Origin of the sequence: Virgibacillus natechei (assembly GCF_026013645.1) — a bacterium.
In the GTDB taxonomy this organism is placed as follows: Bacteria; Bacillota; Bacilli; order Bacillales; family Amphibacillaceae; genus Virgibacillus_L; species Virgibacillus_L natechei.
In genome coordinates this window covers 1759959-1774016 of sequence record NZ_CP110224.1, presented here as the reverse complement: position 1 = coordinate 1774016, position 14058 = coordinate 1759959, and the positions used below count along the sequence as shown (strand labels likewise).

The window sequence follows — 14058 nt, the reverse complement described above, 5'->3', positions numbered from 1 at the left end:
CTCCTGCTTTTTATCGACGTAAACCGAGACTTTTAATGAGATCACGATAACGGATAATATCTTTATTACGTAGGTAGTTTAGTAAATTACGGCGTTTACCAACCATTTTTAAAAGCCCACGACGTGAATGGTGGTCTTTTGTATGCGTACGTAAATGCTCATTTAATTTTGTGATTTCTTCAGTAAGTACTGCAATTTGTACTTCTGGAGAACCAGTGTCATTATCGTGAACTTTATATTCACTAATAATTTCATTCTTGCGTTCTTGTGTGATAGCCATCTGGCTCACCTCCTAATCATATATTGTATATCCCCAGTTCCCTAGCAAACGTCGGAGTTACGATTTGCCAAGCAATGGTTTTACATTGATAATCTTATCTCTTTTTTGAGGAAAATGCAAGAGAAAAGTAAGAAACCCGAATTAGTTTTGATTTGAAAAAAAACGACGTATCTTTATTTCATCATTAGCAATTTCATCAATAAGTTCCGAAACCCCATCAAACTTCTTCTCTTCACGAAAATATTTGTGCCACTCAATAAACAATTCTTCCCCATATAGATCATTATTATAATCAAAAATATTTACTTCAACAGACAAATCTGTTCGCTCTTCTGTAAAGGTTGGATTTGTACCAATACTAGCCATTCCCTCATACGTTTCATTTTTATACTGGACTTTTACTGCATAAACTCCAGACTTTGGTAATAATGCGTCTGGGCTCAGTTGTAAATTAGCTGTAGGATATCCGATCGCCTTGCCTCGCTGATCCCCCCTAATAACAACACCTGCCAAGTTTAGTGGTCTGCCCAGCAATACATTGGCCTCTTGCATTTTTCCTGTACTTAGAAATTCTCTGATTTTGGTTGAGCTGATTTTTTCGTCATCGATAGTTACTTTATCAACTGCTGTATAGGTGAATTCTCCCCTTGTATGTTCTTCCATCACATCCATATTGCCTTGCCCTTTATGTCCGTAAGAAAAATCAAATCCTGCGACTAAATGTTTTATATTTAACCCTATAATAAATTGGTCAATAAAACGCTGCGGTGACAAAGAAGACAATTCCTTATTAAACTCTATAACATACAATCGATCAACATTTAATTTTTGTAGCATTTCTTTTTTTTCTCGTATAGGAGTAATATATTGCACGTGCTGCGTACCTTTTTTTAATACAACCGATGGATGTGGATGAAATGTAATAACTGCACTCTCCATATTTCTGTTCTTAGCTTCTGTTACCGCAGTCTGTATTACTTTTTGATGCCCTCTATGTACACCATCAAAAAAACCTATTGCACTAACCACACTAGGTAAATCTTCTGTCATTAAGGAATGTGGATGTGTTAGCTCAAATGTTCTCATAATCATTCACCTACGCTTTTTTTCATCCATTAAAAACACGAACTGGTTTTATTTGTTCAGGTTTATCAGGATGTGTTTGATATATTGCTAATAATTTGTCGTCACACATGACGACAAATGGATCAGTATGGAGGACTTCTATAGGTTTATCCATTTTTTGTCCATGGAGAACTTTCCGTTTTGTTTCTGGATCCACATAAAGAATATCCAAATGATCAAGGCCTTTCATAACAGGCATCAATAGTTGATTTTGTTGATCTAATTTTGCTGCTTCTTCTAAATCGTTAAACGTAACTGTATTTTCTTTTGTGAAGGAAGCTGATTCCATTCTGATTAAACCTGACATATGTGCAGGATAACCCAATTTCTTACCGACATCAACACATAATGTCCGTATATAAGTCCCTTTGGAACAGACAATTTCTATCTGAAAAACATTTCTCTCTTGTTCAGGAGAGGATAAACGCTTTAAGTCATGAATGATAACTTCTCGACTAGGACGCTCTACTGTTTCATTTTCTCTTGCATACTCATATAGTTTTTTTCCTTTAACTTTTACTGCAGAGTACATGGGTGGAACCTGTCTAATTCTTCCTTTAAATAATTGCAGCACATTATCTATTTCATTTTCAGAAGGGAATTTTGTTACCCTGCTTTCTTCAATCATTTTTCCATAGCTGTCCTCCGTATCGGTAGCTTTTCCCAGCATTACTTCTGCAACATATGTTTTGTTTGTCTCTGTTAAATAAGACACAATTTTAGTTGCGTGACCAATGCATATAGGAAGCACTCCTTCTACTTCTGGATCAAGCGTACCAGTATGACCAACTTTCTTGGTATTAAAAATTCTACGTATACGCATTACACAATCGTGTGATGTCATACCACTTGGTTTCCATAATGGCAATATCCCATTCATATATTCAGCCTCCCATATGTAGTTTTAAAAGGCTCTTTTCGTACGTATTGCTGGCTTTAAAATATTCGCAGTGATGATATACGGCAGAAAAAGCAAGATGAGACGAAATGACAATTCTTTTCGGTGGGACGAGTAACCGTAGTCCCAAGCTTTTAGAAAACAGCCTGTTTAAAAAGCACGGAAAAATCTGACACGCCTTGAAGCGTGCCAGATTGTCCATGTGATTATTTGTTTAGATCGCGTAAAATTGTTTCTATACGATTACCATGTTCAAAAGCTTCATCTATTTCAAAAGTAATTTCAGGTGTTTTTCGTAAACGAATTCGCTGTCCAATCTCTGAACGAATAAATCCTTTTGCTTTTGCAAGACTTGAAAGTGTATTCTGCTTTTCTTGTTCCTCACCTAAAACAGAAATAAATACTTTTGCTTGTTGAAGATCGCCCGTTACTTCTACATCCATAATCGTAACAAATCCTACTCGCGGATCTTTTAACTTTTGAGTAAAAATTTCTCCTAACTCTTTCTTCATTTGCTCTGCTACACGATTTGCACGTATATCTGACATATAATTCACCTCGCCTAACGAATGCTTTTATCTCGAAACCGAAAGCTTATAAGCGCTCAACTTCTGTAATTGTTCGCTCCATTTCCGAATACGTATCAATTACTCGCAATACTTCCTGAATCACTTGTTCAGCATGCTTTCGATCTGTCGAAATCGTAACAATACCCACCTTTGTTCGTTGCCACAAATCATGATAATCCAGCTCCGTAACAGTTACATTAAATTCATTGCGCAACTTAGCCATTAACCGTTTCATAATTGATCGTTTCGACTTAAGTGAATGTCCCTCATACATCATACATTCAACTTCAGCATAGATGATCATTTACGTTCTATTTCTTCCATAATGAATGCTTCAATAACATCGCCCTCTTTAATATCATTGAAATTTTTAACAGTAATTCCGCATTCATAGTTTTTAGCTACTTCTTTAACATCATCTTTAAAGCGTTTCAAGGCATCGATTTCTCCCTCAAATTGAACAACACCATCGCGAATAACTCTGATACCAGCATTACGAGTGATTTTACCATCGGTTACATAGCTTCCAGCGATTGTTCCTATCTTAGAAACTTTATATATTTCACGCACTTCCACCTGTCCAATGACTTTTTCCTCGTATTCTGGATCAAGCAACCCTTTCATGGCTGATTCAACTTCTTCAATCGCAGTATATATAACACGATGCAAGCGTACATCAACTTTTTCTGAATCAGCAGCTTTTTTCGCATTGACATCAGGACGAACACTAAATCCAATTACAATTGCATTGGAAGCCGAAGCCAAAATAATATCCGATTCTGTTATCGCACCAACACCTGTATGAATAATTTTAATGTTCACACCTTCTACCTCTATCTTCTGTAGGGAATTAGCTAGTGCTTCAGCAGATCCTTGGACATCTGCTTTAATAATAATGTTAATTTCTTTCATTTCACCTTGTTTAATTTGTTCAAATAAATCGTCTAAACTGATTTTTGATTGTTGACTACGATTTTCAACAATATATTTTTGCTCTCGAGCTTCCCCAATATGACGCGCCTTTTTCTCATCAACAAACACCATGAATTGATCGCCTGCTTGAGGCACTTGATTTAATCCAGTTACTTCTACCGGTGTAGATGGTCCAGCCTCTGAAACACGCTGACCAACATCGTTAACCATAGTCCGCACACGACCATAGGTGTTTCCTACTACAACCATGTCTCCAACTTGTAACGTACCATTTTGAACCAATAATGTTGCTACAGATCCACGCCCTTTATCGAGCTGTGCATCAATCACGGTACCAGTTGCATTCGTATTCGGATTGGCTTTTAATTCTTCAACTTCTGAGACAAGTAAAATCATTTCCAATATATCATCGATACCTTCAGCTTTTGTTGCTGTCACATTAACGAAAATTGTGTCACCACCCCAAGCTTCAGGAATCAGTTCATATTCAGTCAATTCCTGCATAACACGATCTGGATTCGCGCCTTCTTTGTCCATTTTATTTACGGCTACGATAATTGGTACTTCAGCAGCTTTCGCATGGCTGATAGCTTCTACTGTTTGTGGCATGACGCCATCATCAGCAGCAACAACTAAAATCGCAATATCCGTTACTTGTGCTCCGCGAGAACGCATGCTAGTAAACGCAGCATGACCTGGTGTATCAAGGAATGTAACTTTTTTCCCTTGATCTTCTACTTGATATGCTCCAATATGCTGTGTAATACCTCCAGCTTCTCCTGCAGTTACTTTTGTGTGACGAATCGAATCCAGTAACGTTGTTTTACCATGGTCTACGTGCCCCATTATGGTAACAACAGAAGGTCTTTCAATAAGATCAGCATCTTTTTCTTCTACCCTATATTTATCAAAATCTGTGTCTTCCAAGATAATTTCTTTTTCAACTTCTATATTTAAATCAGTACAAATTAATTCAACTGTATCATCGTCAAGATCTTGGTTTTTCGTTGCCATTACTCCGAGAGACATAAGCTTTTTAATGATCTCTGCTGTTTGCATATTAAGCTTACTTGCTAGATCACTAACTGCTAATGTATCACTATAAGTAATTCGCTCAGGTATGTTTCTAACTGGTGGTTGTTTCTTTCCGACAGGTTTATTGCCTCGTCCTCTTCTACCTTTTTGATTTTGATTGTTATGTCTATTTTGTTGCGGTTTTCTTTGCTGTCCTGATTGCGGCTTACTCGAATTATTAGATTTTCCTGGATTCTCTTTTTTATTCATTGATTGTCCTGCTTTATTAGATGCGTTCTCTTTCTTTGGCTGTTGGTTTTTAACATTTGAACTAGATGCAGCGTTATATTTTTCATCTAATTTTGAAGCTGTTTCCGATGTAATAGTTGACATATGGTTTGAAACTTCAATATTTAAGTTATTTAAATGATTAATTACATCTTTACTTGTTGTGTTTTTCTGCTTAGCATATTCATATACACGTATTTTACTCATACGTTCACCCCCGAATTTAATTAGACCCGAGTAGCGATTTAATCTTAGTAGCAAATCCTGCATCTAAAATGGCAACAGCTACCCTTTGGGATTTTCCAATAGCGTTGGATAATGTTTCCCTATCATCCACAACACGAATTGGTATTTCATATGTCTTACATTTATTCAATAGTTTCTTCCGTGTTTGTGGTCCGACATCATTAGCCATAAGTACTAACTTTGCCCTCTTTTGCTGAATATCTTTTACAATCGTTTCTTCCCCAAGAGAGCATTTTCTGGCTCTATATGCGAGTCCTAACATATTTAAGTAATTATTCTTCATTTCGTTTATCCTCAACGAGCTGTTTCAATTCCTCATAAATGGCTGCATCCACTTCTGTATTTAATTGCCGATTTAACGTACTATTCTTCTCGGCTTGTAAAATAACATCAATATCACGTGACAAATAGGCACCTCGACCATTTTTCTTGCCTGTCGTATCAACAAAGACATCTCCTTCTTTGTTACGGACAACACGAATTAAGTCTTTTTTGGGCTTCATTTCATTTGTAACAATACATTTTCGTTGCGGTATTTTTCTCTTTTGAGCCAATTTATACCCTCCTTATTCGAACAAGTCTTCATCATTGTTGTCAGAATAAGTTTCTTCATCGTCTGTATCTGTTATAAGTCCTTCCGCTCTTGCATCCGATTCACTTTTAATATCAATTTTCCAGCCTGTTAACTTAGCGGCCAAGCGAGCATTTTGACCGCGTTTTCCAATGGCTAAAGATAATTGGTAGTCTGGAACAATTACTGTCGTCGCTTTTTCTTCCTCGTTCACTAATACATCTACTACTTTTGATGGACTAAGCGCGTTTGTTACATATACCACGGGATCTTCTGACCACTCTACAATATCAATTTTTTCACCTTTTAATTCATCAACAATAACCTGCACACGCTGCCCCTTTTGCCCAACGCACGATCCAACAGGGTCAATCTCAGGATCGGGAGCATGAACCGATATTTTAGAACGATCTCCAGCTTCTCTTGATACCGATTTAATTTCCACGATTCCATCATAAATTTCTGGAACCTCCATTTCAAACAGTCGTTTTAGGAGACCAGGATGTGATCTGGAAATATAAATTTGCGGTCCTTTACTCGTGCTTTCTACTTTCGTAACAAATACTTTTAAGCGATCATGAACAAAATATTCCTCTGTCGGCATTTGCTCAGCCTCTGCAAGCTTAGCTTCAACCTTTCCTAAATTCACATATACAAACCGTGAATCTTTTCGCTGAATAATACCTGTCATTACATCTTCTTCGCGATCTGAATACTCGCTAAATATAATACCACGTTCAGCTTCTCTCACGCGTTGTGTAACCACCTGTTTGGCTGCTTGTGCTGCAATACGACCAAAGTCCTTTGGCGTGACTTCAACTTCAATAACATCCTCTAACTCATATTTTGGATCCAATTTTATCGCTTCATCCAGTGATATTTCTTCTTGATTATTTTCTACTTCTTCTACTATGGTTTTTCTAGAAAAGACACCCATTTTACCTGTTTCTTCATTAAGTTCGACTCTGACGTTTGAAGCTGACTTAAAGTTTTTCTTATATGCGGATATTAAGGCTGCCTCCAACGCTTCCATTAGAATCCCTTTATCAATTCCCTTTTCCTTAGCCAAATGATCAATCGCATCAAACAATTGATTGCCCACTTTTATATTTCCCCCTTTAAAACATTACAGCAAGTCTTGCTTTTGCTACTTTGTTGTATGGAATTTCTACTTGTTTATTACGAGTTTTTACTTTATACTCTATCGTCAACATATCATTTGTAAATGCCTTCAAAATACCTTCGTATTCCTTTTCACCTTCAATTGGTTCGTATAGTTTAACAAAAATATTTTTATCTATATTCATTTCAAAATCTTCTTTTGTTTTTAATGGTCGCTCGACACCGGGTGAAGACACTTCCAAAAAATAGTTTTCTTGAATTGGATCTATTTCATCAAGTTTTTCACTCAACTCTTCGGAAACGTCTCCACACTCTGTAATATCAACTCCGCCAGATTTATCTATATAGATACGAAGAAACCAATTTTTACCTTCTTTTACGTATTCAATATCAACCAAATCCAAGTTCTTATTCTCTAAAATTGGTTGCAATAATTCCTCGGTTGTTTTAATTACTTGGGAACTCACTATTTATCCTCCTTTATTCAGTTGTATTTACCACTTATTATGGACAAACATACCTATTTTCATTTAAGTACCTTCCAAATCAATATAAAACCCCTGCCGGAAGATATGGCAAGGGGGAAGTTTAAACCAAAATCGAATAGAAGTATGAAGAAAGAGTGGGCATTTACCCACTCTTTTTACCGTTCGTATCATAACTTACCAAAAAAAGTATATCACAAGAGAATGAATGATGCAAGATTATTGAGGTTTGTATGCCATTATAAAAGAGCGGTAGACTCCTATTTTATGCAACGCTAGTGTAGGAAACTATAGAATTAAATGCTGTGGATAACTTATATATTGGAATATCCACGTCCAGCTCCAGCGCCCATCAACTATCAAACTTCACACTCCTCCACTACGATAAAGAAGACTTACTGATTCCAAGCCAGAGGCGTAGGCAGAAGTAAAGTCGCACTTATACCCTTGTGGTGAAAGTCAACATCGACTCACTTCGTTCATCGTGTTTCCTTTATCTCATTGCGAAGTGCTCCAGTTTGTACGTTGCTAAACGGGCGCTTGCGCTTTTGTTCTAATGGCTATTACAATACCTAACTTTTACCTACTAACTACTAGAACAATGATAATTGATTTTTATCTTCCATTCCGGCTAAACAGCCATGATTATCCAAGTATTCCAGTACAGTCTTAGATATCCTGCTTCGTTCGCGAAGATCCTCCTTGGATAGAAATTCACCTTCTTCACGCGCTTTTACAATGTTAAGAGCTGCGTTGGTCCCTAATCCGTCAACTGCATTAAAGGGAGGAATTAGTGCATCACCATCTACGATAAATTCGGTAGCACTTGATTTATAAAGATCAACTTTTTTCAACGAATACCCGCGCTGACACATTTCTAACGTGACTTCCAGTACAGTTAACAAACCTTTCTCTTTCGGGGACATCTCATTTCCTTTTATTGCTATACCTTCTATTCGCTGTTTAATCGTTTCTGAACCTTTAACCATCGTATCCAGTTCATAATCACTAGCTCTCACCGTAAGATAAGCTGCGTAAAAGAAGATGGGATGATGTACTTTAAAATAAGCGATTCGAACAGCCATTAAAACATAAGCAGCAGCATGGGCCTTCGGAAACATATACTTGATTTTTTTACAAGATTCAATATACCAATCGGGAACACCATGCTTTTTCATTTCCGTTATCCACTCATCCTTCAACCCTTTACCTTTACGAACAAACTCCATAATATTAAAAGCAAGCGATGCCTCTAAACCTTTGTGCATTAAATAAACCATAATGTCATCACGGCAACCAATTACATCCGCAAGCTCACAGATACCATCGTTAATTAATTCCTGTGCATTCCCTAACCAAACATCCGTACCATGTGATAAACCTGAAATCATAACAAGTTCTGCAAATGTAGAAGGCTTTGTATCTTCAAGCATTTGCCTTACAAAATTTGTTCCAAATTCTGGAACACCCAATGTACCTGTTTTACAATTAATTTGTTCTGGTGTAACCCCAAGTGATTCCGGACCTGAAAATATTTTCATTACTTCTGCATCATTGATGGGGATGGTTTCCGGATCAATGCCGCTTAAATCCTGAAGCATGCGAATGACGGTTGGATCATCATGCCCTAGAATATCTAGTTTCAATAGATTACTGTCAATGGAGTGAAAATCAAAATGGGTTGTTTTCCATTCACTTTTTCGGTCATCCGCCGGAAATTGAATTGGCGTGAAATCAAATATCTCCTTCTCCTCAGGTACAACAATGATACCACCTGGGTGTTGTCCCGTTGTCCTTTTCACACCCGTACTTCCTTGAACAAGACGATCCACTTCGGCATTTTTATAGACCAGCTGCTTATCAGAAGCATACCCTTTTACATAGCCATAAGCTGTTTTTTCAGCAACTGTTCCTATTGTTCCTGCACGATAGACATAATCTTCACCAAATAACTCTTTCGTATAGTTATGAGCTATAGGCTGATACTCACCAGAGAAGTTTAAGTCGATATCAGGAACCTTGTCCCCCTTGAATCCTAAGAAAGTTTCAAATGGGATATCTTGCCCGTCCATTGTTAAAGGGCTATTACAATTAGGACAATTCTTTTCAGGTAAATCAAAACCACTACCTACTGATCCATCCGTAATAAATTCATTATAGTGGCATTCTGTACAGGCATAATGTGGTGGTAGGGGATTTACTTCGGTTATTTCAGTTAATGTTGCAACTAAAGACGAACCGACAGAACCACGTGAACCTACAAGGTATCCATCATTAAGGGATTTTTTGACCAATTTTTGCGAAATAAGATAGATGACAGAAAATCCGTTATCAATAATACTCGCTAACTCTTTTTCTAATCGATCGACAACGAGCTGCGGTACTTCCTCACCATAAAGCTCTTTTGCCCGGTTGTAGCAAGTATCTCTTATTTCCTGATCCGATCCTTCTATATTTGGAGTGAAGAGCCCATCCTGAACTGGAGAAACTTCTTCTATTTCTTCTGCTAATGTATTTGTATTTGTCACCACTATTTCCTTTGCTTTTTCCACACCTAAAAAGCTAAAGCATTCCATCATTTCATTCGTTGTGCGAAATGGTGTATCTGGTAATGTTTGACGACTTAGCGGATTACCAGCTTGAGAAGCAATGAGAATTTGACGATACATTTTATCATGATCATCAATATAATGAACATTTCCTGTAGCCGTAACCAGCTTATTCATACGCTGACCCATTTCCACGAGCTTTCTAATAATATCCAGGATTTGCGCTTCATTTTGGACAAGATCTTTTTCGATCAGATGAGCGTAGTTGGCTGGTGGTTGTACTTCAATATAGTCATAAAATTCAGCGATATTCTCTGCTTCTTCTTCGGATTTTTGCATCATTGTTTCAAAGACTTCCCCTTTGTCACATGCTGAGCCAACTAGAAGTCCGGTTCTATATTTTTTTAATAGGGAACGCGGAATACGCGGAACACGGTAAAAGTAATTAATATGTGCGAAGGAAACAAGCTTATATAAATTCTTTAAACCTTCCTGTGTTTTTGCAAATAATATGCAGTGATGTGGGCGTGATCGCTGGTATGCATTCCCTTCACCCATATGATTATTTAATTGATTATGATTTATGATTTCATTTTTCAATAAACCTTGGACAAATTTCCAAAGTAAATACCCGGTAGCCTCCGCATCGTAAATAGCTCTATGGTGTTGTGTAAGTTCAATATCTAGGTGCTTACACATCGTATTTAGACGATGGTTTTTTAACTCTGGATACAGAAACCGCGCAAGCTCCAACGTATCGATCACAGGATTTTTCACTTTCTCATAATCTATTCTTTTAAAGCCCTGATTTAAAAAACCAATATCAAAGCTAGCATTATGTGCAACTAAAATACTGTCACCCATCCACTCATAGAAATCCTTAAGTACATCATCTACTTCTGGTGCGTTTTTGACCATTTCATCGGTTATACCAGTTAAGTCTGTAGTAGTCTGTGATAAAGGATGGTGCGGATTAGAGAAAGACTCAAAACGGTCAACAATCTCTCCATGTTGAATTTTAACACCTGCAAGTTCAATGATCGTGTCGTATACAGCTGATAGACCCGTTGTTTCCACGTCAAAAACAACATAGGTGCCAGATTCCAAATCAAGATCGTTTTCATTATAGGCAATTGGCACACCATCATCAACTAAATTAGCTTCAACTCCATACAGCACCTTAATACCATGCTTTTGACCAGCAGCATGTGCATCAGGAAACGCTTGAACCCCAGCATGATCGGTAATAGAAACAGCTTTGTGCCCCCATTTAGCAGCTTGTGTAACAAGGGCTGACGGCGTAACTACAGCATCCATTTGACTCATGGTAGTGTGTGCGTGCAATTCAACCCGTTTCTCTTCATCCGTGGCTTCGTCCATACGCACCTTTACTTTTACTTCATGAATATCATTTGCCATCATAGCTAACTCATTTGTATACATATCCGTTTGTATACTTCCTCTTGCTTTAACCCACATACCTTCTTTAACCGATTCAAATTTTGCAGCATCCTCATCACCTTTAGAGAACATTTTAATTTGCAAGGAATCGGTATAATCCGTTGCTTTAATAATTAAAAGGCTTCTTCCAGAGCGTAATTTGCGGATATCAACTGCAAATATATAGCCTTGTACCGTAACACGACGTTCTTCATCTTGAATTTCTTCCATTTGCATAACATCATCATTTATTTTGTATCCTAGCAGCAATGGCTTATTATCATTTTGGGATTTGTCTTTATCACGTTTCTCTTTTTCTTGTACAGTTTTTAAGACAACTTGCTGATCCTCTAAGGCAGTTTGTTCTTTGAATTTTTGAATAGCTTCTTCTTCTGTTTTTACATTAATTTCTAGCGTATAAACCATAGCGCCGATTTTCTTACAGTAAGTCTGAAAACTATCCTCCAATCGTTTTTTTAAAGCAGTTGCCTCCGCTTCATTTCTTGCTGTTAGCGTAAGCTTATTATTGTTTACTTGCGGGGTTTGATTATGAACCAGATCTTTATAGGCAGGTGACAAATTTGTTATCGATTGTATGAAATTCTTCCAGTAACCCTTTATCGTGTCACCATCACAACCTTTATCTTCGGCAACAATTGTTAGGTCAACTGTATTAGCTTGTTGAAATGTTTCGCGCAATTTACTTGTCAGTAATAGGTACATATTAAGCGGAAGCACACGCTTTACATGGATATGAAAATGCCATGTCCTTGTCTGCTTGTATACCTCTAACTTTTCTAGATAGCTTTCTAGAAAATAGTCTTTCATATATTCTTCTGGTATTTGTAGCTGTTTTAATAATAAATTCATTTTCTCTTTTTTTGAAATATCCATTTTTACTCCTCCTCATACAGCTCACAAAATAGCTATAATCATAGAGAACCCTTGCCAGAAGAAAAAGACAAGGGTTCTCATTGTGTTTAAAGTAGTGATTTAATATTATAAGAATAGCCTTTGTATGTCATTCCATGTAACAATAATCATTAAAAGCATGAGTAATGCAAATCCGACAAAATGGAAGATTCCTTCCTTTTCTGGGGCAACGGGTTTGCCACGTAATGCTTCTATTCCAACAAACATTAATCGTCCACCATCTAACGCCGGGAGCGGTACTAGATTTATAATACCTAAGTTAACACTCAAGATAGCTGTCCACATCACAAAATTCATAAAACCAGTCTGAACGACTTGATCCGTCGCATCATATATACCAACAGGTCCAGATAATAACTCAATGGAAACCTGTCCAGTAATTAACATTCCTAAATTAGTTAGTATCATGTTCGTTGTATCATACGTTTGGGTAAATGCATATTCGAAGGTCCCCAGGAATGACTTTTCAAATGCTCGTTGAACGCCAACTTGTCCAATCGTGAATTCCGGGGTTTCTACTGCTCTAGGGACCACTGTAACAGATTCTTGCTCTCCATTACGGTCAACAGTCATACTCAATTCCTCTTCAGGACTGTCCTGTACAATTGCAGTAAATTCTTCCCAAGTGGATATAGACTCTCCTTCAATCTGTATAATTTCATCATTTTCCTGCAACCCTGCTTCTTCACCTGGGCTATCTGGTTGAACCTCACTCATTTTTGCCTCATCAACTGGTACACCTTGGAAGGTTCCTAAGAAAAGAAATAGTGCAATTGCCAATATAAAATTCATCATTGGGCCTGCAAAAAGCTGCATACCTCTTTTTCTTGGACTCTTTGAAGCAAACTGTCGGTCATATGGCGCAATTTGCGTCTCTCGCTCATCCATAACAAAAAATGCTTTAGGATCTACCTCAAAGCGAAGCTTGTCCTCTTCATCTATCTCATAACCTTCTATACGTAATTCATGATCCAAATCTGCATGTTCTACTTCAATAACCCGAGCGTTAGGATGCTTTGATTTATTATTAACAATAATTTTGTTAATCTTATTTGCAGCATTAAATTCAAGCCCTATATGATGACCAGGTTTTAATTCAATAATCTCCGGATCTTCCCCAGCTACACGCACGTAACCACCCGCAGGAATTAAGCGTATCGTGTACAACGTTTCATTTTTGGTAAACGAAAATATCTTTGGTCCAAAGCCAATAGCAAATTCGCGTACTAACATCCCTGCACGCTTCGCGAAGATTAAATGACCCCATTCGTGGATAGAAACGAGTAACCCAAACATGAGTATAAAAGCTATAACTGTTGTCAAATAAAGCACCTTCCTTTAATCGATGTGGGAATAAACTCCACCTTAGATTGCTTGTATTAATTCTAACACTAATGTAAACCTTTAAATTACAGTTTCAAAAAACAAGATAAAATGAGCAAGTTGGCATAGATCTGAGTAGTACTAAGGTTTCTACAAGTGGTGAGATCCGAGTTGCCCAGAGGGCGTGACGTGTTTGTAGAAGTTCCTTACATCGTAATACAGGAGCAGAAAGATTTCTGCTCACTATTTGTTTCAGACGCATGAAAAAGTAAACTCGCAAAA

Annotated in this window: 12 protein-coding genes; all 12 read right to left on the bottom strand. The window is 37.4% G+C overall.

What is annotated here, in order from left to right; genetic code table 11:
- Positions 1 to 10 precede the first annotated feature (10 nt).
- Complete coding sequence (gene rpsO / locus OLD84_RS09250) at positions 11 to 280, bottom strand: 30S ribosomal protein S15 (protein WP_209461299.1); 270 nt, start codon at positions 278 to 280, stop codon at positions 11 to 13.
- A gap of 141 nt (positions 281 to 421) precedes the next feature.
- Positions 422 to 1366, bottom strand: coding sequence for a bifunctional riboflavin kinase/FAD synthetase (locus tag OLD84_RS09245; RefSeq protein WP_209461300.1), 945 nt, complete (start codon positions 1364 to 1366; stop codon positions 422 to 424).
- Between the two features lie 22 nt (positions 1367 to 1388).
- Positions 1389 to 2285, bottom strand: a complete 897-nt coding sequence (gene truB / locus OLD84_RS09240; protein WP_209461301.1) for a tRNA pseudouridine(55) synthase TruB — start codon at positions 2283 to 2285, stop codon at positions 1389 to 1391.
- A 224-nt stretch (positions 2286 to 2509) separates the two neighbouring features.
- On the bottom strand, positions 2510 to 2851 hold the full coding sequence (gene rbfA, locus OLD84_RS09235) for a 30S ribosome-binding factor RbfA (protein ID WP_209461302.1): 342 nt from the start codon (positions 2849 to 2851) through the stop codon (positions 2510 to 2512).
- Positions 2852 to 2897: 46 nt separating this feature from the next.
- Positions 2898 to 3176, bottom strand: a complete 279-nt coding sequence (locus OLD84_RS09230; RefSeq protein WP_209461303.1) for a DUF503 domain-containing protein — start codon at positions 3174 to 3176, stop codon at positions 2898 to 2900.
- Entirely contained in the window at positions 3173 to 5314 is a 2142-nt protein-coding gene (gene infB / locus OLD84_RS09225) for a translation initiation factor IF-2 (RefSeq protein ID WP_209461304.1), read from the bottom strand. Before infB ends, OLD84_RS09230 begins: the two co-directional genes overlap by 4 nt.
- A gap of 16 nt (positions 5315 to 5330) precedes the next feature.
- Positions 5331 to 5636 (bottom strand): L7Ae/L30e/S12e/Gadd45 family ribosomal protein, encoded by a 306-nt coding sequence (locus OLD84_RS09220; protein ID WP_209461305.1) that lies wholly within the window; start codon positions 5634 to 5636, stop codon positions 5331 to 5333.
- Positions 5626 to 5907: an RNase P modulator RnpM gene (rnpM, locus tag OLD84_RS09215; RefSeq protein WP_209461306.1), complete on the bottom strand. Its 282-nt coding sequence runs from the start codon at positions 5905 to 5907 to the stop codon at positions 5626 to 5628. Before rnpM ends, OLD84_RS09220 begins: the two co-directional genes overlap by 11 nt.
- Positions 5908 to 5919: 12 nt before the next feature.
- Positions 5920 to 7026: a transcription termination factor NusA gene (gene nusA, locus OLD84_RS09210; protein WP_209461307.1), complete on the bottom strand. Its 1107-nt coding sequence runs from the start codon at positions 7024 to 7026 to the stop codon at positions 5920 to 5922.
- A gap of 16 nt (positions 7027 to 7042) precedes the next feature.
- Entirely contained in the window at positions 7043 to 7513 is a 471-nt protein-coding gene (rimP, locus tag OLD84_RS09205; protein WP_209461308.1) for a ribosome maturation factor RimP, read from the bottom strand.
- 611 nt (positions 7514 to 8124) lie between these two features.
- Positions 8125 to 12414 carry a PolC-type DNA polymerase III gene (locus OLD84_RS09200; RefSeq protein ID WP_209461309.1) on the bottom strand — a complete coding sequence of 1430 codons (4290 nt, stop codon included), beginning with the start codon at positions 12412 to 12414 and terminating at the stop codon, positions 8125 to 8127.
- 105 nt (positions 12415 to 12519) lie between these two features.
- Positions 12520 to 13776, bottom strand: coding sequence for an RIP metalloprotease RseP (gene rseP, locus OLD84_RS09195; protein WP_209461310.1), 1257 nt, complete (start codon positions 13774 to 13776; stop codon positions 12520 to 12522).
- Between the last annotated feature and the right edge of the window lie 282 nt (positions 13777 to 14058).

Excerpts from the sequence above, each read along its gene's own strand:
- rpsO (WP_209461299.1), bottom strand. The coding sequence starts at position 280 with ATGGCTATCACACAAGAACGCAAGAATGAAATTATTAGTGAATATAAA.
- OLD84_RS09230 (WP_209461303.1), bottom strand. The coding sequence starts at position 3,176 with ATGATCATCTATGCTGAAGTTGAATGTATGATGTATGAGGGACATTCA.
- infB (WP_209461304.1), bottom strand. The coding sequence starts at position 5,314 with ATGAGTAAAATACGTGTATATGAATATGCTAAGCAGAAAAACACAACA.
- truB (WP_209461301.1), bottom strand. The coding sequence starts at position 2,285 with ATGAATGGGATATTGCCATTATGGAAACCAAGTGGTATGACATCACAC.
- OLD84_RS09245 (WP_209461300.1), bottom strand. The coding sequence starts at position 1,366 with ATGAGAACATTTGAGCTAACACATCCACATTCCTTAATGACAGAAGAT.
- OLD84_RS09220 (WP_209461305.1), bottom strand. The coding sequence starts at position 5,636 with ATGAAGAATAATTACTTAAATATGTTAGGACTCGCATATAGAGCCAGA.
- OLD84_RS09200 (WP_209461309.1), bottom strand. The coding sequence starts at position 12,414 with ATGGATATTTCAAAAAAAGAGAAAATGAATTTATTATTAAAACAGCTA.
- rbfA (WP_209461302.1), bottom strand. The coding sequence starts at position 2,851 with ATGTCAGATATACGTGCAAATCGTGTAGCAGAGCAAATGAAGAAAGAG.